Genomic DNA, 18,331 nt, shown 5'->3' with positions numbered 1-18,331 from the left:
CATGAATCGCATTGTTCACCCGCTGCTGGCCAGTCTGCTGGTAATCGGCATGGCCGCCTGTTCCAAGCAAGGCCCGGACAGCGCTGCCCCGGCAGCCGCCAGCGCCCCGGCAGCTGCCGCCGCCGATGGCCAGCTGACGGTCGGCCTGGCGGTATCCACCCTCAACAATCCTTTCTTTGTTTCGCTGCGCAAGGGTGCGGAAGACGAAGCACAGAAGGATGGCATCAAGCTGATCACCGTGGATGCGCAGGACGACCCGGCCAAGCAGCAGGCCAGCGTGGAAGACCTGATCCAGAAAAAGGTGAACGTCATCCTGATCAACCCGACTGACTCCTCCGCCGTGGCCAATGTGGTGAAGGAAGCGACCGGCAAGGGCATCAAGGTGGTATCGCTGGACCGTAGCGTGAACGGTGCCGAAGTCAGCGCCCACATTGCCTCGGACAATGTGGCCGGCGGCAAGATGGCCGGCGAGTTCCTGCTGCAAAAGCTGGGTGGCAAGGGGCGTATCGTCGAGCTGGAAGGCATTGCCGGTTCTTCTGCCGCGCGTGAGCGTGGCGAAGGCTTCCACAAGGTGGTGGATGGCAAGGCCGAGGTGAAACTGCTGGCCAAGCAACCGGCCGATTTCGACCGCGCCAAGGGCCTGACGGTGATGGAAAACATCATCCAGGGCAACAAGGACATCCAGGGCGTGTTTGCCCACAACGACGAAATGGCCCTGGGCGCGCTCAAGGCCATTCAGGCGGCTGGCCTGAAAAACGTGGTGGTGGTGGGCTTTGATGCCACTGCCGACGCCGTTGCCGCCGTGAAGGCCGGTACCCTGGCTGCCACCGTGCAGCAGCAGCCCGAGCTGATCGGCCAGTATGGCATCCAGACCGCCAAGAAGCTGGCTGCTGGCCAGAGCGTGGACAAGTTCATCCCGGTACCGCTGAATCTGATCAAGCAGTAAACCGGCCATCTGCCGGGGCGGGCGCTGCCTCACCCCGGCCGGCTTGTAATACAATCGCTACATCGCGCACCCCCCCGCTGCTGACATGGTTGCCGGGGGTTGTTGCCATTTGTGATCAATTGCTGACAGGAAAGCCTGCCGTGACTGCCTACAAGCGTCTCACCATCGATGATATTGCCAGTCTCGCCGGCGTTTCGCGCACCACGGCCAGCATGGTGCTGAACGGCCATGCCGAACGCTACCGCATCGCACCGGCCACGGTGGAGCGGGTGGAAAAAGTGGCACGCGAGCATCACTTCAACCCGTCGCAGTCTGCCCGCTCGCTGCGCAGCAAACGCAGCAACAGCATCGGCCTGGTGATTCCCGACCTGACCAACTCGGCCCATGCCGCGCTGGCGCAGGCCATGGAAAACCTGTGCCGCGCGCGCGATTACCAGCTGGTGCTGGTGACCAGCGACGAGGACCCGGCGCGCGAAGCGGAGGGCATGGCACATCTGGTGGCGCGGCAGGTGGATGGCATGGCGGTAGTGCCCTGTAGCAGTGATGCTGCCCGCTATCTGCCATGGACCACGCGGCTGCCGCTGGTGTTTGTCGACCGGCGCATCGACGGCAGTGGCATCCCTTCCGTGGTGACCGATGCCACCGATACCGTGGCACGGCTGATCGGCAGCAAGCTGGCAGAGGGCGTGCGCGAGGTGGTGTATTTCGGTGGCCAGCCCACGCTGTCGCCCAGCCGCGACCGCCTGGCCGGCTATCGCCAGGCCTTGCAGGCACAGGGGCTGACCGAGCAGGCGCACTGGGTGCAGGAACGGGATTTCCAGCGTGCCTCCGGCTTTGCCATGATGCAGCAGTGGCATGCCCGCGAAGGGCGCTATCCACAGGCGCTGTTCACTGCTTCCATCACCCTGCTGGAAGGGGTGCTGTCCTTTATGAGCCAGACCCACCGCCTGCGCGAAGCACCATCCTGTCTGATGACCTTTGACGATCATCCGCTGCTGGACTGCCTGCCGATTCCGGTGGATGCCATCGTGCAGGATGGCCAGTCGATGGCGGATCATTGCCTGCAGCAGATCTTTTCCCTGCTGCAAGGCCAGCCCCCGCTGCAGGCCGGGGTGGCGGTTCCCGCCAGCATCACCCGCCGTTAAGAACCGCTAACAAAACCCCCGCTCCTGTGTCGCGCCTCCTTGCCGTACTACTTGCACTGTCTGCGTCGGCGCGCCTTGGCCCGGCTTCTCTACGAGGTTTTGTTAGCAGCTCTGAAGCGCCACGTGCCCGGCTATGGCATGGCGGGTGGCGCCATATGCCATTCTCATCAATTTTCAGCGCGATGAGTGACGCTCCGTTCACGGCATGCTAATGTCGGGCGGCTGTCATTTATCTGCAAGGACGTCCCGTGTCTGCTCGATTTCCCGCCATGTTGCGGCTGGCTGTGGTCTATGCCCTGATCGGCGTTCCTTCCCTGTACAGTGCCATTCCGCCGGGCTATACCGCCCCGGTGTTTCCGGCGGCCGGCATCGCCATGATGTTCTTGCTGCTATGGGGGCGTGCGCTGTGGCCAGGCGTGTTGCTGGGTTCGCTGCTGGTGCAACTGGTGGCCAGCTGGCAAACCGGTGTGCACGGCTGGGCCTATCTTGCCCTGCTGGTGGTGCCGTTGGCAGCGACCCTGCAGGCGCTGGCCTCCTGCTGGCTGATCCGCCGCTGGATAGGCTGGCCCAACCCGCTGGATCGTGCACACAGCGTGATCCGGCTGATGCTGCTCATCATTCCACTGACCTGCCTGATAAACAGTGGCATCAGCGTGCCGGCGCTGGCCGCACTGGGAGTGTTGCCGGCCAGCGACCTGCTGTTCAATGGCTGGAACTGGTGGCTGGGCGATACCTTTGGCTGCCTCATCATGCTGCCCCTGATGCTGGCGTGGTTCGGCCGCCCGCGCAGTGAATGGCGCGCCCGCAGCGCAGCCTTGCTGTGGCCCATGCTGCTGACCGCACTGACCATGATCGGTTTCAGTGCGCTGATTCATCACTGGGAAGCGCTGCGGGTGCAAAGCCAGTTCAACCGTGATGCCGGCCAGATCGAGCTGGCGCTGAAAAAGCGCCTGGAGATGCAGCTGGATGGCATGCTGGCCTTGCAACAATTGCAGACTTACTCCCCGGCCGCTTCGGCCAGCCAGTGGCGCGAGCTGACCGCCTCCTGGCTGGTGCGTTTGCCGGGTACGCAAAGCCTGGGCTGGTCGCCGCTGGTCAGCGATGCCGAGCGCGCAGCATTCGAAAACAGTGTACTGGCCGGCTCTGCCATTCTGGCGCGGGATGGTGCAGGGCATGTTGCACCGTCGCCGCAGCGTCCTTCCTATTTGCCGGTGCGCTATATCGAGCCCTTGGCCCGCAACCGGCGGGCACTGGGGCTGGATATCCTGTCCTCCCCCGAGCTGGCCACCACCATCCGCCACAGCCTGCAAAGCGGGCAGCCAGTGGTCAGCCCGGCCATCCGCCTGGTGCAGGAGCCACAGCAGCAGAAGGGGGTGGCACTGTATCAGGCGGTGTACGCCCCGGCAGACGATAGCCAGCGCCTGCTGCTGCGCGGGGTGGTGTCCAGCCTGTTCCGCATGGATGACATCGTGGCCAGCACGCTGCAGCATGGCGTGCGCCGCGATATCGAAGTCTGCCTGATCGATCGCGATGGCGCGCCCGGTTTCCATCGCCTGTCCGGCCCGGCAAATTGCGGCAAGGATGGCTGGTTCGGCCAGCGACCGCATTTGCTCAGCCAGTTTGCCTTTGCCGGGCGCAACTGGGCCTTGCGCTTGCGCGCCAGCGAAGATTATCTGTCCGGCTTGCGCAGCTGGCTGGAGTGGATCACCTTTGTGCTGGGGCTGGCCATGACCGGCCTGTTCGGCGGTTTCCTGCTGATTGTCACCGGCTATACCCGGCGCATGGAGGGCGAGGTGCAGCAGCGTACCGCCGAGCTGGCCGATACCAACCAGCAACTGCAAACCCAGCTGGATGCCACGCGCAAGGCCGAGGCCAATGTGACTTACCTGGCCTTGCACGACAGCCTGACCAGCCTGCCCAACCGTGCCTGCTGGCTGACCATGGCCCGCCATGCCATGGCCGGGAACGAGCAGCGCCAGCTGGCGGTGCTGTTTCTGGACATGGACGAATTCAAGACCGTCAACGACAGCCTGGGTCATCCGGTGGGCGACCAGTTGCTGGTCGGCATTGCCCGTCGTCTGCAACAGCCGCTGCCGCCGGATGCCATGCTGGCGCGACTGGGTGGCGACGAGTTCGTCATCCTGCTGCCTTACCAGCAGCAGGCACAGCTGGATGCACTGGGCGAGCAATTGCTGGCGCTGTTCGACCCGGCGGTGGTGGTGGAACAGCACGAACTGCGCTGCACGGTCAGCATCGGGGTGGCCCTGTTCCCGCAGGACGGGCAAGACCCCGATACCCTGCTGCGCCATGCCGACATGGCCATGTATGCGGCCAAGGAAGCCGGGCGCGACACCCTGCGTTACTTCACGCCGGAAATGAACACCCAGGCCATGGAGCGGCTGACGCTGGAGCGCGATCTGCGCCGTGCGCTGCAGGACGATCCGGCACAACTGCTGCTGTACTACCAGCCGCAGCTGGACGCCGACAGTGGCCGCTGCATCGGCTGCGAGGCACTGGTACGCTGGCGGCATCCGCTGCGCGGGCTGATGTTGCCGGGTGAGTTCATCGGCCTGGCCGAGCGCAGCGGGCTGATTGTCGAGCTGGGGCGCTGGGTGCTGGCAGCTGCTTGCGCCGAACAGGCCGGCTGGGCCGCGGCCGGGCTGCAGCTGCCGGTATCGGTGAATCTGTCGCCGGTACAGCTGGAGCGCAGCGATCTCACGCCCTATGTGAGCGGACTGCTGCAACGCTACCAGATCGCTCCCGGCATGCTGGAGCTGGAGCTGACCGAAGGGGCGCTGATGAACGATGATGTGCGCCATCTCGCGGTATTCAATGCGCTGATGCAACTGGGTTGCCGCTTTGCCCTGGATGATTTCGGTACCGGCTATTCCTCGCTGTCCCGGCTCAAGCGTTTCCCCATCAACCGGCTGAAGATAGACCGGGCATTTGTCAGCGCCCTGCCCGGCAGTGGCGATGACGAGGCCGTGGTACGGGCCACCCTGTCGATGGCGCGCGACATGGGCATGGATGTGGTGGCCGAGGGGGTGGAAACCGCGGAACAGCAACAGAGCCTGCTGGCCATGGGCTGCACGCAGATGCAGGGCTACCGCTTTGCCCGCCCGATGCCGGCGGCCGAGCTGTACCGCTTTGTGGTCCGGTTGTCGCAGTCGCAGGATGCTGGCTGATACGGCTGGCACCGGGCGCGGCCTGCCGCTGGTGGCATCACCACTGCCGTTACATGATTCCTGCCGTTGAAGGGAGTGTCTTGCTGTGAAAATTCCATCTTCTGTTGCCCTGCAGCTGATGCATGGCAGCCATTACGCCACGCTGGCCAGTCATTCCATCCAGCTGCCCGGCTATCCCTATGCCACGGTACTGCCCTATGTGCTGGACCAGGCGCACCGGCCCTTGCTGCTGATCAGCGCGCTGGCCGAGCACACCCGCAATCTGCTGGCCGATGGCCGCTGCAGCCTGTCGATTGTGGCGGACGGGGTGAGCGATGTGCAGGCTGGCGCCCGCTTGACCCTGCTGGCCGATGCGCAGTGTATCGAGCCGGAACCGGCACTGCTGCAACGCTTTTGTCGCTATCAGGCAGCCGCCGCCGACCTGCTGCAGCTGGATTTCATGTTTTTCCGCCTGCAGCCGCTGCGGCTGCGCTATATCGGCGGTGTCGGCCGCATGGGCTGGCTGGAAGCTCCGGAACTGGATGGCTGGCCACAGCTGAGTCTGATCGACGAGGCGGCGCTGTTGCGCCAGGCGGAGGTGGCCGATGGCATCCAGCTCTTGGGGCTGGATGCGCTGGGGGCCGATTACCGGGTGGCCGATGGGCCGGGGCATCGGCGGCTGCCGTGGCCGGACAGCATGCCGGGCGGCGAGGGTTTTGCCGCGGCGGCCTTGCAGGCACTGGCCGCGCTGACGCCAGGCTAGTGGCCGCCGGCGCAGCCAGCAGGCTGTGCTAGAAGGACTCCATCGGCAGCAGATAGCGCCATTGTCCGGCGGGCAGGTTGCCCACGCCCAGCTTGCCGATGCGGATGCAGCGCAGCGCCAGCGGCTGCAAGGCCAGACCCTGGCAGATGGCAGCCAGCTGGCCGGGCTGTGCTGCGGTCAGCACCAGCCGCAGCTGGCGGTCGCTCTGGCGGCTCACTTTCAGGCCGCGTGGCGCCTTGCCCGGCAGTTGCAGCTGCTGCAGGCGCTGTTTCAGTTGTTCTGCACTGGGTGCCGCCTCCAGCTGGACCAGGTATTCCTGTTCGGCATCGGCCAGCTTGCGCGCCAGTTTCTTGTCCAGTGTCAGCGCCACCAGGCCATGACAGCCCGGCTCCAGCGCACCCGCCTGTTGCAGCGGTTTCAGATGGCGTGGATTGAACACCAGTTCGCTGCCATCGGCAGCGGCATGATTGTCCGGCGTAATCAGCGCGGCAAGCGGCAAGGGCTCGGTGGCGGCGCGATGCAGCAGCAGGCTGATGCTGAGTTCGCCCAGTGTCATGCGTGGCTTGTCCAGTTCGATGCGCTGTTCCGGCCGCACGCGGCTGCCCAGTTGTTGCACCAGCTGGCCGTCCACCCTGACCCGTCCCTGTTCGATAAAGGCATCGGCTTCACGGCGCGAGCACAGCCCCAGTTCGACCATGCGTTTGGACAAACGCATTTCCTGTTCACTCATAGCGGTACTCCAGTGGGATCGACGCAGGGTCGGGGTCGGCGATTATCCGCCTGCAGCCCCGCTGCTGGCAATCGTGTCACCAGACTCAGGCGGCTTTCCCCGCCGGCAGTGCCGCCGCCATGGCGGCCGTCATGTCGCGCGCCGCGATGGCCAGAATGGCCGGGTCGATGCGCTGCTGCGCCGCCAGTTGCTGCAGGGTGGCCAGCACCGCCTCGGCACTGAGGCCGGGGCGGTAGGGCCGGTCCTGGGCCAGTGCCTGGAAAATGTCCGCCACGCGCAGGATGCGCGCCTCGATGCACATGCGGTCTGCGCTCAGGTGGAAGGGGTAGCCGTGGCCATCCGGCTCTTCGTGGTGATAGGCCGCCCAGCAGGCGATTTCTTCAAAGCCGCGGATATGGCGCAGGATCTGGTAGGTTTCAAAGCTGTGGGCATTGATCAGGCTGCGCTCACGGCTGGTGAGGCCGGCTGGCTTTTCCAGGATTTCATCCGGCACCCGCAGCTTGCCCAGATCATGCAGCAGGGCGGCGATTTCCAGCTGGTCGCAGCGTCCCGGCGTCAGCCCCAGTCGCTCGGCCAGCCAGCGTGACAGCCCGGCCACGCCTTGCGAATGGCGCGCGGTAAACGGGCTCTTGGCGTCGACAATGCAGGAAAACAGCGTGGCCAGCTGTTTGAGCTGGGCGGTGCTGGCCTGGCAGGGCAGGCTCAGTTCGCGCATGTCCTGCAGCATGCCGGCAATGCCGCGTGGCTCCAGTTGCAACCAGAAGGCTTCGGCTTGCGAGGCTTGCAAAAAGGTCTCGACCAGCTGCGGTGCAAAGTACTGGCCGCTGCGCTGGGCGATCTGCTGGCGGATGCCCGGGGTATGGGTGAGTAATTCGCCATTGCTGTAAAAGGGCGCGGCCATGGCGTCTACCCGGTCTACCAGATAGATCAGGTTGGCTTGCTCGGCGACTTCGCGGCTGAGGCCGGGCATGCTGGCCAGTGTTTCCCACGGCGTGTGGTGATGGCGAACCGGCTCGGCCATGGCGGCCAGCGGGCTGAAACTTGCCAACAGGGTGGCGCCGGTCTGGCAGTGCTGCTGGGAGCCGGCCCAGTCGAATTCGCTGACCAGATGCTGATGGGTGCGGGTGGACGACACGCCGATATCGTGCAGCAGGCCCAGATCAAACAGAAAGCTGGCCTGGCTGCGGCTCTGGCCCCGCGTCAGCGCGCAGTGGTAGGCCATGATGCCGACCCGCTTGCCGTGGGCCACGTCATCGATGCCGACCAGGTCAAGCGCATCGGACAGCGCGTGGATCACTTCGCGCAGGTCGACATGGATGCTGCAGTCGTCGTGGAGGCTGCGGCTGGCGGTGGTATGGGACATGGCGGGCTTTCGCAGGCAGGGGAAGGACTGGCCCCCATGCCAGCCCCTGCTCTCAATCTAATCCATGGCGGCGGCGGGCGAAAGCCAGACAAGCCGCTTACAGCCGGTAGGCCGCCACAATCTCCTGCATGCGCCGCGCCGATGCGTCCAGCGCCTGTGCCGCCGTGGACGCTGCCGAGGCGTCGTTGTTGGCGCTTTGTGCCATCTGGGCGATGTGGTCGACCTGCACGGCGATATCGGTGCTGGCGCTGGCCTGCTCGCGGATGGAAGCGGTGATGTTGCCGACCAGGCCCACCAGGTCGCGGGTGGTGTCGCCGATGCGGACAATGGCTTCCTGCGCCATATCGGCCCGCTGCATGCCGCTCTCTACCCTGGCCACGGTGGCGGCCATGGCCTTGCCGGTTTGCTCGTTGCTGCCGGCAATGGCGCTGATCACGCTGTTGATCTCGCTGGTCATGCTGCTGGTGCGTTCGGCCAGCTTGCGCACTTCGTCCGCCACCACGGCAAAGCCGCGTCCCTGCTCGCCAGCCCGTGCCGCTTCGATGGCGGCGTTCAGTGCCAGGAGATTGGTCTGGTCCGCCACATCCTTGATCACCGACACCGCTGCCACGATGGAACGCGCCTGTTCGCCCAGCTGGCGCACGCTATGCGAGGCGGTGCCCACCGTGCCGGCAATATCGCGGATGTCGCTGACCGTGCTGCTGACCACCTGGCCGCCGCTGCCGGCCAGCTCACCGGCATTTACCGCCTGCTGGTTGGTGGCGGCTGCCTGCATGCCGACATGATTGATGCTGACGGTCAGCTGCTGCACGGTGGCGGCCACGCTGGCCGAGATATCGCTCTGCCGGGCGGCGGTGCCGGCCACTTCGCCTGAGGCGCGCGCCACATCGGCCGAGGCTGTGGTCAGCTGGCGGATATTGCCGGTCAATTCGCTCAGGCTGCCTTGCAGTCTGCCAATCAGGCTGTTGAAGGCGCTGGCGGTGGCTCCCAGCTCATCATCGCTGTCCTGTGGGGCGCGGCGGGTGAAGTCGAGCGAATCGGCGATGCCGCTAATGGCATTCTGCAAACCGTTGATCGCCCGTGACAGCGAACGTGCCAGCGACCAGCTCATGCTGCCCACCACCAGCAGGCAGAGCAGCACGGTGGCGAGGCTGAGCCGCTGCACGAACTGCAGCAGCCCGGTGGCATGGCCGGCCTCCTGTTGTGTCAGCTGGTAGTTGTAATGCAGATGGCTTTCGCCGGCAGCCAGCACGGCGCGGGCGGTGGGCACCAGCTGCCGCAGCGCCGATTTGGCCGCCACGATATCGCCGTTTTCGGTGGCTTCAAGATAGGGCTTGAGCACGCGGGCATAGTCGTCCAGCCGGGCCTGGTCCTGTGCCAGCAGGCGCTGGTCTTCACTGCTGAGGGCCAGTGCGTGATAGTTTTTCAGCGCGGCACGGGCATCCTGCTCCTCATCGGCAATGGCCTTGGGCAAGCGTTGCAATTCATTGGCATTGTCGGTGGCCCCCAGCAGCAGCGAGTCGACAGTCATTTTCAGGGTGTCGGTCTGAAAGCGCTGCAGGGTCTGCACACTGGGCAGGTCGCCTTCCAGCAGGTGCTGGATGAATTGCCCCAGACTGAACTGGGTATAAGCCATGACACCTCCCAGCATGCACAGCCCCGTCGTGGTAACGATGGCCAGCATGGTAAGCCTGGACTTGATCTGCATGATGCACTCCCTGTTGTGCGCTACTTCGCCAGCGGCTGCCGGCAGGCAGCCGTTCCCGCTGCCTGTAGCGCAAGGCTGCAGGCATGATTTGATCTGAAACTGTTCAGGCGAGGGGAGTCGTAGCAGAAAAATCATCGTCGGCTTTTCGCCGCTCTTTATCGTTTTTTGCTGTTATTGGCCATTTTTGCCGTTTTTTCCGGCATTGTGCTGCCTTGTTTTGTTATGGCTCTGGGCAGGCAAGGCAGTAGTTATGCATAGGTTTGATCAAACATGCAAGATATTTTGCCGGCCAGGGCGGGGATGGGGCGTGCCGGCTGCAGCGCGGGCGCAACGCACTGCAAGCTGTTGTGGCTGGCGGGCGCTGAAAAGCAAAAAGGCCAACTCGTGGGAGCTGGCCTTTCTGGTAATGCTGGTGGCGAATCAGGGACTCGAACCCCGGACCTGCGGATTATGATTCCGTCGCTCTAACCGACTGAGCTAATTCGCCATGAAGCCTGACAGGTCAGACTTCGCAAACTGTGGTGGCGAATCAGGGACTCGAACCCCGGACCTGCGGATTATGATTCCGTCGCTCTAACCGACTGAGCTAATTCGCCACGTTTCTCGATGCGCTTGCACCGAGACGCGAACTATACGCAGCGTTTTTTCGGCTGTCAACCAAAAATGCGTGCGGCCTAGGGCGGGCTTGTCGTCTTACAGGGTGTGGCAGCGGTCGCCCTGGGTAAAGCCCAGCCAGTCGATGCTGACGCCACGGCCAAAGCCGATCACCTTGAACAGCTCGCCCATCTCCTGCATCGACAGCAGTTTTTGCACCATGGCCACCACCGGCAGATAGCTGGCGCTGTCGTCGGCATCCAGCTCGCCCAATAGCTGGGTGATGCCGGCATTGATCAGGAACTGCGCCTGCGTGGTGTAGCCGATCAGGTCCAGCCCGGCGTCGATGCCGGACTGGGCGATGGCGGTGAAATCCACGTGGCAGGTGAGGTCCATCAGGCCGGGCAGGAAGAAAGGGTCGTCCACCGTGTGGTGACGGTAATGGCCGATCAGGGTCCCCATATGGCGTTGCGGATGGTAGAACTCGCCCGCCGGATAGCCGTAATCCACCAGCAGGATGGCCCCGCGCACCAGATGCCGTGCCAGGGTGTGGATAAAGGCGGTGTTGCTCAGGCTCAGCTCGCTGATATAGCCCGCCTGCCGGATGTTCAGTGCCGCAGCCTGTTGCAGCAGTGTCGGGTCCTGGATCGGGCGGTCCTGCCAGACGAAGTTGTCGCCATCCAGCGCCACGCCGCGTTGCAGTGGTTCCGGAGTCCAGTGCAGCAGCTCGCAGGGCATGGCATCCAGCACTTCATTGCCGATCACCACGCCGTCCAGCTCGGCCGGCAGCACGCTCAGCCATTGCAGGCGGTCGGCCAGATGGGGCAGGGCGCTGCGGATGGCCGTTTGCTGGCGCTCGATCAGGTCGGCCGACAGGTCGATGATGACGTAACGCTGCGGCAGGCAGTCCAGCGCTTGCAGTTCGGTCAGGATATCAATGGCCAGCTTGCCGGTGCCGGCGCCGAATTCGTATACCGTGCCGCCGGTTTGCGGCAGCAGTTCGGCAATCTGCCGCGCCAGGGTACGGCCGAAAAACGCCGACATCTCCGGCGCGGTGGTAAAGTCGCCGGCACTGCCCAGCTTGTGGCTGCCGGCCGAGTAATAGCCCAGGCCCGGCGCGTACAGCGCCAGCTCCATATAGCGGGAAAAGGGAATCCAGCCGCCGGCATCGCTGATGGTCTGACGGATAAGGGCGCACAGCGCCTGGCTGGTGGCCAGCGCATCGGCGCTGGGGGCGGGGAGAGTGGTCATGACGTGCATCCTGCTACAATGTGCGGCGATTGTGGGCGAAAGCAGGGCGCGGGAGAAGAGGGCCTGCGCATTTTGTCGCCGTCTACCGCTGGCCGGGAGGTGTCGCCGGCAGTGGGCAACCATTCGGAGATGAACAGCAGATGGCGCTACAGCAAGAAACAGCCGGGCAGGTGGTCGAGCAGCGCGTGGTATTGATTACCGGTGCCGCGCGCCGGGTGGGAGCGGGCATTGCCCGCCTGTTGCATGCGCGTGGTGTGCGGCTGGTGTTGCATTATCGCGGCTCGCGCGGCGAGGCCGAGGCGCTGGCGGCCGAGCTCAATGGCCAGCGGCCGGATTCGGTGCGGCTGCTACAGGCCGATCTGCTGGATACGCAGGGTTTGCAGCAGCTCGCGGCGCAGGCCATTGCCGCGTTCGGCCGGCTGGATGGGCTGGTCAACAATGCCTCCAGCTTTTTCCCCACCGAGCTGGGCGAGATCGATGAGCTGGCCTGGCACGACCTGATGGGCAGCAATCTCAAGGCACCGCTGTTTCTCAGCCAGGCGCTGGCTCCCGCGCTGCGGCGCAGTGGCGGTGCCATTGTCGGCATTTCCGATATCCATGTAGAGCGGCCGATGAAGCGCCACGTGGTGTATAACCTGGCCAAGGCCGGCCATGCCCAGCTGATCCGCAGCCTGGCGCTGGAGCTGGCACCGGAGGTGCGGGTGAATGGCGTGGCACCGGGGGTGAATCTGTGGCCGGAGGACGATGCCTCGTTTGATGCCGCCGAGCGCGCCGCCATCGAGGCCACCATTCCGCTGCAACGCACCGGCCAGCCGGACGACATCGCCCGCGCCGTGGCTTTTCTGCTGCTGGATGCCAGCTATGTCACCGGCCAGATCCTGGCAGTGGACGGCGGGCGCAGCATCGTGCTGTAGGTCTGGCCGCCACAGCCGCAGGCCCCGGCGGGAAAGAGCGTGGATTTTGGCGGGGAAAAACAGTAAAATCGCCTGTTTTTCAATTTCTTAGCCGTACCCCATGTCCGAACAGAACGCCGTACTCGACGACAAGGCCAAAAAGGCCGTGTTCGAGGGCAACAAACTGGCCAAGCGCCTGCGTCACCATGTGGGTGATGCCATCAATGATTTCAACATGATCGAGCAGGGCGACCGGGTCATGGTGTGTCTGTCCGGCGGCAAGGACAGCTATACCATGCTGGACATCCTGCTGGGTCTGCAAAAGTCCGCCCCCATCGATTTCTCCATCGTGGCGGTGAATCTGGACCAGAAACAACCCGGCTTCCCGGAAGACGTGCTGCCCGGCTATCTGGCTTCCATCGGGGTGGAATACCGCATCATCGAGGAAGACACCTACTCCATCGTCAAAAAGCTGGTGCCGGAAGGCAAGACCACCTGCAGTCTGTGCTCGCGCCTGCGTCGCGGCATCCTGTACCGTGTGGCCGACGAGCTGGGTGCCACCAAGATTGCGCTGGGTCACCATCGCGACGACATCCTGCATACGCTGTTCCTCAATATGTTCTACGGCGGCAAGCTCAAGTCCATGCCGCCCAAGCTGGTGTCGGACGACGGCAAGCACATGGTGATCCGCCCGCTGGCCTACTGCCGCGAAAAAGACATCATCCGTTACGCCGACTTGCGCCAGTTCCCCATCATTCCCTGCAATCTGTGCGGCTCGCAGCCCAATCTGCAGCGCCAGGTAGTCAAGGAAATGGTCAACGACTGGGACAAGCGCTTCCCCGGCCGGGTGGAGAGCATGTTCCGCGCGCTGCAAAACGTGGTGCCCTCGCATCTGTGCGATACCGATCTGTTCGATTTTGCCGGCCTGCAAACCGGCGACAGCCCCTTCGAGAACGGCGACACCGCCTTTGACAAGGAAGAATTCCGCGATCCGCCCCTGCCGGTCGAGGATGGCGAAGACGCAGCGCAGACGCCTGCACGACGCACCATCAGCATTCTGGATTCCCGCAAGCCGGGCGAGGGGAGCGCTTGTGGCGCGTAGAGCCTTGCATCCTTTCCGTCGCCGCGTGCGCGCGGCGGTAGAGGACATGCCGGAAGTGGAAATCTCCGAAGCCGGCAATATCCGCTCGCTGCACCTGGGCTCGGAAACCATCCAGAGCTCCATGGACATGGACGAGCCGGCCGAGCTGGTGCTGTCCTACAGCCGCGCCATGATGGCCTTTTTGCTGTGGAACGACGACCCGCGCCATATCCTGCAGATCGGCCTGGGCGGCGGTTCCTTTGCCCGCTTCATCGACGAATACCTGCCGGATGCGGTCAGCGTGGCGGTGGATATCAATCCGCAAGTCATCGCCGTGGCGCGGGCCTTTTTCAAGCTGCCGCCCGAGGGCGATTTCTTTGAAATCGTCGAGGCCGACGGCGCGGATTACGTGAAGATTTTCCGTGGTTCCACCGACGCCATCCTGGTGGATGGCTTTGACGGGCTGCAGATCGTCGACGAACTGACCACCGAAGACTTCTTCGAAGACTGCAAGCGCGCGCTCAGCCCCCATGGTGTTTTCGTCACCAACTGGTGGAGCGGCGACAAGCGCTATCACAGCTTTGTCGAGCGTCTGCTCAAGGTATTCGAAGGCCGCGTGCTGGAACTGCCTTCAGCCAGTCATGGCAATGTGGCGGTGCTGGCCTTCCGCCAGAGCCCCGCGCTCACCCAGTGGGAGGCGCTCAAGGAGCGGGCCGACCGCATGGAGTGCCGCTTCGGGCTGGAGTTTGGCGATTTTGTCCAGCGGCTGAAACAGAGCAACCAGAGCACGGCCGGGCATCTGCTGATCTGAGTGTGCTGCCCCGTGCGTAGTCGGGCGGTTTGTCACGTTTGGTAACCCCAGCGGCGTGACAAGCAGGCGTATAATGTGCCGCGCCAGTGTCAGGGCAGGGTGATGCGCCAGATCAACAAGCCTGGCGGCAAGCTTCGCTACACTGCCGCACTTTACCGAATTCAGTGCATGGTCGCCGTGGGCGGCCATGGCAGGTTTTTACTTTGTTGGGACTATCATTGTGATCAAGCAGCAACTGCTTAACCGTATCGCGGACAAATCCGCCGTCATCGGCATCGTGGGTCTGGGCTATGTCGGCCTGCCGCTGATGCTGCGTTTTGCCGAAGTGGGCTACAAGGTACTGGGCTTTGACATCGACCAGAGCAAGGTCGATGCCCTGACTGCCGGCAAGAGCTATATCGAGCATATCAGCGCCGACAGCATTGCCACCGCGCTGGAGCGTGGTTTTGAAGCCACCACCGATTTTTCCCGCGCGCCGGAAGCCGACACCCTCATCCTGTGCGTGCCCACCCCGCTGAACAAATACCGCGAGCCGGACCTGAGCTTCGTGCTGGACACCATGGACAGCCTGCTGCCCTATCTGCGCGAAGGCCATCTGGTCTCGCTGGAATCCACCACCTACCCGGGCACCACCGACGAAGAACTGCTGCCGCGCATGCAGTCCCGTGGATTGAATGTCGGCACGGATGCCTTCCTGGTGTTCTCGCCGGAGCGTGAAGATCCGGGCAACCCCAATTTCACCACCCGCACCATTCCCAAGGTATGTGGCGGCTACAGCCCGGCCTGTCAGGAAATCGGCGTGGCACTGTACAGCGCGGTGATCGACAAGGTGGTGCCGGTCTCCTCCACCCGCGCTGCGGAAATGACCAAACTGCTGGAAAACATCCACCGCGCGGTCAATATCGGCCTGGTCAACGAAATGAAGATCGTCGCCGACAAGATGGGCATCGACATCCACGAAGTGATCCGCGCTGCCGCCACCAAGCCCTTCGGCTTTGTACCCTACTATCCGGGTCCGGGCCTGGGTGGCCACTGCATCCCGATCGACCCGTTCTACCTTACCTGGAAAGCGCGTGAATACGGGGTGAATACCCGCTTCATCGAGCTGGCCGGCGAAGTGAACAGCAATATGCCTGACTGGGTGGTGGCGAAAGTCGCTGCCGCGCTGAACACCAGCAAGAAAGCCATCAATGGCAGCCGCGTGCTGGTGCTGGGCATTGCCTACAAGAAGAACGTGGACGACATGCGCGAAAGCCCGTCGGTATTCCTGATGGAAAAACTGCGCGATCTGGGCGCGGAAGTATCCTACAGCGACCCGCACGTGCCGGTCTTCCCCAAGATGCGCGAACACCACTTCGAGCTGTCCAGCGTGACGCTGGATGCGGCCACCATCGCCAGCTACGATTGCGTGCTGCTGGCCACCGACCATGACAAGTTCGACTACGCCGCGCTGAAGGAGCATGCCCAGCTGATTGTCGATAGCCGTGGCAAGTATCTGGAACCCGCCGACCACATCGTCAAGGCCTGACCCTGACGGCATGACGCAAGCAGGCGACCCCATGGTCGCCTTTTGCCGTTTAAGCACAGAACGGAAACCACCATGAAAACCGTACACCACGCCCCGATTACCGACCGCAAGATCCGCTTCGCGCTGGTCGGCTGCGGCCGCATTGCCAACAACCATTTCGGCTCGCTGGAAAAACATGCCGACCGCGCCGAGCTGGTGGATGTCTGCGATGTAGACCCGGCCGCGCTGCAAGCTGCCGTCGAGCGCACCGGCGCCCGTGGCCACAGCAATCTCACCGATATGCTGGCGATTACCAATGCCGACATCATCGTGCTGACCACCCCGTCCGGCCTGCACCCGAGCCAGAGCATCGAATGCTCGGAAGCCGGTTTCCACGTGATGACGGAAAAGCCGATGGCCACCCGCTGGGAAGACGGCCTGGCCATGGTGAAGGCCGCCGATAAGGCCGGCAAGCGGATGTTTGTGGTGAAGCAGAACCGTCGTAACGACACCCTGCAACTGCTCAAGCGTGCGATGCAGGAAAAGCGTTTCGGTCGCATTTACATGGTGAACGTCAATGTGTTCTGGAGCCGTCCGCAAAGCTATTACGACCAGGGTGGCTGGCGCGGCACCTGGGAATTCGACGGCGGTGCCTTCATGAACCAGGCCAGCCACTATGTGGACCTGCTGGACTGGCTGATCGGCCCGGTTGAAAGCGTACAGGCTTACACCGCCACCCTGGCGCGCAATATCGAAGTGGAAGACACCGGCACCGTCAGCATCAAGTGGCGCTCCGGCGCGTTGGGCAGCATGAACGTGACCATGCTCACCTACCCGAAGAACCTGGAAGGCTCCATCACCATCCTCGGTGAAAAGGGTTCGGTACGCGTGGGCGGGGTGGCGGTGAATGAAATCCAGCATTGGGAATTTGCCGAGCCGCACGCCATGGATGACGAAATCAAGAACGCCAGCTACGCCACCACCAGCGTCTATGGCTTTGGTCACCCCTTGTACTACGACAATGTGATCAACGTGATGCAGGGCAAGGCCGAGCCGGAAACCGATGGCCGCGAGGGTCTGAAGTCGCTGGAACTACTGATTGCCATGTATCTGTCGGCCCGCGATGGCCGCCGTGTCAGCCTGCCGCTGGATTACTAAGCCTCACCCCGGCCCGCCGCAGGCGGGCCGGACTGTCATGCCGATGGACAACTTGCACTACTGAAACACACTCATGGCTGAAGAAAAGAAAGAACCCTGGCTGAATTATTTGGCGCTCACCACCGTCATCCTGGCGGTATGCGCCACGCTGTCCACCTTCAAGGGCGGCGGCTTTTCCACCCGTAGCGTGATCGCCCAGGCCCAGGCCTCGGACCAGTGGGCCTATTACCAGGCCAAGGGCATCAAGGGCAATTTGTACGATGTCGAGCGCGAACGGCTGCAGTTCGAGCTGGACCAGCTGCCGGCCAATGCCAGCCCGGCCCAGCGCGAGCACTATCAGGCGCAGTTGAAGAAAGTGGGCGACAAGGCGGCCCGCTATGCCGCCGAGCGCAAGGAAATCGAAAAAGAAGCGCGCCGGCTGGAAGCCGAGCGTGATGCCGCCCAGCGTCAGGGCAAACCGTTTGGCGTGGCGGTGATTTTCCTGCAAGTGGCCATCCTGATTTCCTCCATCGCCGGCCTGTTCAAGCGCAAGATCATCTGGCTGGCGGCACTGCCGGTCGGCCTGTTGGGCCTGGTGTATTTTGCCGATGGCTTTTTCCTGTTTTTCTGAATCTGAGCACGAGGCCCGGACATGACCCAATACACCGTACACCCCACTGCCATCGTCGATGATGGCGCGCGCATCGGCGCCGGCACCCGCATCTGGCACTGGGTGCATATCTGCAGCGGTGCCAGCATCGGCGAGCGCTGCTCCTTTGGCCAGAACGTGTTTGTCGGCAACGACGTGGAGATCGGCAACAACGTCAAGATCCAGAATAACGTCTCCATCTACGATGCGGTCACGCTGGAAGACGACGTGTTCTGCGGCCCGTCCATGGTGTTCACCAATGTCAACAATCCGCGCAGCCACGTCAGCCGCAAAGACGAATACCGCCGCACCGTGGTGAAACGTGGTGCCTCCATCGGCGCCAATGCCACCATCGTCTGTGGCCACCATGTGGGCGAATATGCCTTTATCGGTGCCGGCGCCGTGGTCACCCGCGATGTGCCGGCCTATGCGCTGATGGTGGGTACCCCGGCCAAGCGCATCGGCTGGATGTGTGCCTGTGGCGAACGCCTGCCCAATGATATCGGCACCCATGCCTGCCCGGCCTGCGACAGCTTTTACCAGATTGGCGGAAATCACTGCACACCGGCCTGAACCGGACCAGTCTGCA

The 18,331-nt window shown here is 63.4% G+C and carries 15 protein-coding genes and 2 tRNA genes; 11 read left to right on the top strand and 6 right to left on the bottom strand.

The window, feature by feature from the left end:
• Position 1: 1 nt before the first annotated feature.
• The 4 genes from rbsB (at position 2) to JHD64_RS13315 (ending at position 6,018) form a co-directional block, all read left to right on the top strand.
• The gene (gene rbsB / locus JHD64_RS13330) at positions 2–946 is read left to right on the top strand and encodes a ribose ABC transporter substrate-binding protein RbsB (protein ID WP_110313746.1); all 945 of its coding nucleotides are present in this window, start codon (positions 2–4) and stop codon (positions 944–946) included.
• A gap of 140 nt (positions 947–1,086) precedes the next feature.
• Positions 1,087–2,091, top strand: a complete 1,005-nt coding sequence (locus JHD64_RS13325) for a LacI family DNA-binding transcriptional regulator (RefSeq protein WP_059287476.1) — start codon at positions 1,087–1,089, stop codon at positions 2,089–2,091.
• A 248-nt stretch (positions 2,092–2,339) separates the two neighbouring features.
• Entirely contained in the window at positions 2,340–5,276 is a 2,937-nt protein-coding gene (locus JHD64_RS13320; RefSeq protein WP_199053531.1) for an EAL domain-containing protein, read from the top strand.
• Between the two features lie 85 nt (positions 5,277–5,361).
• The gene (locus JHD64_RS13315) at positions 5,362–6,018 is read left to right on the top strand and encodes a pyridoxamine 5'-phosphate oxidase family protein (RefSeq protein ID WP_199053530.1); all 657 of its coding nucleotides are present in this window, start codon (positions 5,362–5,364) and stop codon (positions 6,016–6,018) included.
• 28 nt (positions 6,019–6,046) lie between these two features.
• Here JHD64_RS13315 and JHD64_RS13310 read toward each other — a convergent pair whose 3' ends face one another.
• The 6 genes from JHD64_RS13310 to JHD64_RS13285 form a co-directional block, all read right to left on the bottom strand.
• Positions 6,047–6,748: an RNA pseudouridine synthase gene (locus JHD64_RS13310; RefSeq protein WP_110313749.1), complete on the bottom strand. Its 702-nt coding sequence runs from the start codon at positions 6,746–6,748 to the stop codon at positions 6,047–6,049.
• Positions 6,749–6,833: 85 nt separating this feature from the next.
• Entirely contained in the window at positions 6,834–8,111 is a 1,278-nt protein-coding gene (locus tag JHD64_RS13305; RefSeq protein ID WP_199053529.1) for an HD-GYP domain-containing protein, read from the bottom strand.
• Positions 8,112–8,208: 97 nt separating this feature from the next.
• Positions 8,209–9,819 (bottom strand): methyl-accepting chemotaxis protein, encoded by a 1,611-nt coding sequence (locus tag JHD64_RS13300; RefSeq protein WP_199053528.1) that lies wholly within the window; start codon positions 9,817–9,819, stop codon positions 8,209–8,211.
• 410 nt (positions 9,820–10,229) lie between these two features.
• Positions 10,230–10,306: transfer RNA gene (locus JHD64_RS13295), tRNA-Met, on the bottom strand.
• 32 nt (positions 10,307–10,338) lie between these two features.
• A tRNA-Met gene (locus tag JHD64_RS13290) sits at positions 10,339–10,415 on the bottom strand.
• Between the two features lie 97 nt (positions 10,416–10,512).
• Positions 10,513–11,664: a class I SAM-dependent methyltransferase gene (locus JHD64_RS13285; RefSeq protein WP_199053527.1), complete on the bottom strand. Its 1,152-nt coding sequence runs from the start codon at positions 11,662–11,664 to the stop codon at positions 10,513–10,515.
• A 140-nt stretch (positions 11,665–11,804) separates the two neighbouring features.
• Here JHD64_RS13285 and JHD64_RS13280 point away from each other — a divergent pair, with 140 nt between their 5' ends.
• From JHD64_RS13280 to JHD64_RS13250, 7 genes are all read left to right on the top strand, one after another.
• Positions 11,805–12,578, top strand: coding sequence for a pteridine reductase (locus JHD64_RS13280; RefSeq protein WP_059287210.1), 774 nt, complete (start codon positions 11,805–11,807; stop codon positions 12,576–12,578).
• A 100-nt stretch (positions 12,579–12,678) separates the two neighbouring features.
• Positions 12,679–13,659: a tRNA 2-thiocytidine(32) synthetase TtcA gene (gene ttcA, locus JHD64_RS13275; RefSeq protein ID WP_199053526.1), complete on the top strand. Its 981-nt coding sequence runs from the start codon at positions 12,679–12,681 to the stop codon at positions 13,657–13,659.
• Complete coding sequence (locus JHD64_RS13270; RefSeq protein WP_370540956.1) at positions 13,649–14,449, top strand: polyamine aminopropyltransferase; 801 nt, start codon at positions 13,649–13,651, stop codon at positions 14,447–14,449. The genes ttcA and JHD64_RS13270 overlap by 11 nt, the downstream gene beginning before the upstream one ends.
• A 223-nt stretch (positions 14,450–14,672) precedes the next feature.
• Positions 14,673–15,977: a nucleotide sugar dehydrogenase gene (locus tag JHD64_RS13265; protein WP_199053542.1), complete on the top strand. Its 1,305-nt coding sequence runs from the start codon at positions 14,673–14,675 to the stop codon at positions 15,975–15,977.
• A 72-nt stretch (positions 15,978–16,049) separates the two neighbouring features.
• Positions 16,050–17,114: a Gfo/Idh/MocA family protein gene (locus JHD64_RS13260; RefSeq protein ID WP_199053524.1), complete on the top strand. Its 1,065-nt coding sequence runs from the start codon at positions 16,050–16,052 to the stop codon at positions 17,112–17,114.
• 73 nt (positions 17,115–17,187) lie between these two features.
• Complete coding sequence (locus JHD64_RS13255) at positions 17,188–17,724, top strand: DUF4337 domain-containing protein (RefSeq protein ID WP_199053523.1); 537 nt, start codon at positions 17,188–17,190, stop codon at positions 17,722–17,724.
• A 21-nt stretch (positions 17,725–17,745) separates the two neighbouring features.
• Positions 17,746–18,315 (top strand): acyltransferase, encoded by a 570-nt coding sequence (locus JHD64_RS13250; protein WP_199053522.1) that lies wholly within the window; start codon positions 17,746–17,748, stop codon positions 18,313–18,315.
• Positions 18,316–18,331: the final 16 nt, after the last annotated feature.

Origin of the sequence: Aquitalea sp. ASV15 (assembly GCF_016429115.1) — a bacterium.
GTDB classification, from domain to species: Bacteria; Pseudomonadota; Gammaproteobacteria; order Burkholderiales; family Chromobacteriaceae; genus Aquitalea; species Aquitalea magnusonii.
Note: the sequence above shows the minus strand (reverse complement) of the source record. Positions and strands in the feature narration are given on the sequence as shown.

Bases quoted from the DNA above. Each gene is read 5' to 3' on its own strand.
- JHD64_RS13250 (WP_199053522.1), top strand. From the start codon at position 17,746: ATGACCCAATACACCGTACACCCCACTGCCATCGTCGATGATGGCGCG.
- ttcA (WP_199053526.1), top strand. From the start codon at position 12,679: ATGTCCGAACAGAACGCCGTACTCGACGACAAGGCCAAAAAGGCCGTG.
- JHD64_RS13310 (WP_110313749.1), bottom strand. From the start codon at position 6,748: ATGAGTGAACAGGAAATGCGTTTGTCCAAACGCATGGTCGAACTGGGG.
- JHD64_RS13255 (WP_199053523.1), top strand. From the start codon at position 17,188: ATGGCTGAAGAAAAGAAAGAACCCTGGCTGAATTATTTGGCGCTCACC.
- JHD64_RS13260 (WP_199053524.1), top strand. From the start codon at position 16,050: ATGAAAACCGTACACCACGCCCCGATTACCGACCGCAAGATCCGCTTC.
- rbsB (WP_110313746.1), top strand. From the start codon at position 2: ATGAATCGCATTGTTCACCCGCTGCTGGCCAGTCTGCTGGTAATCGGC.
- JHD64_RS13285 (WP_199053527.1), bottom strand. From the start codon at position 11,664: ATGACCACTCTCCCCGCCCCCAGCGCCGATGCGCTGGCCACCAGCCAG.
- JHD64_RS13305 (WP_199053529.1), bottom strand. From the start codon at position 8,111: ATGTCCCATACCACCGCCAGCCGCAGCCTCCACGACGACTGCAGCATC.
- JHD64_RS13300 (WP_199053528.1), bottom strand. From the start codon at position 9,819: ATGCAGATCAAGTCCAGGCTTACCATGCTGGCCATCGTTACCACGACG.
- JHD64_RS13280 (WP_059287210.1), top strand. From the start codon at position 11,805: ATGGCGCTACAGCAAGAAACAGCCGGGCAGGTGGTCGAGCAGCGCGTG.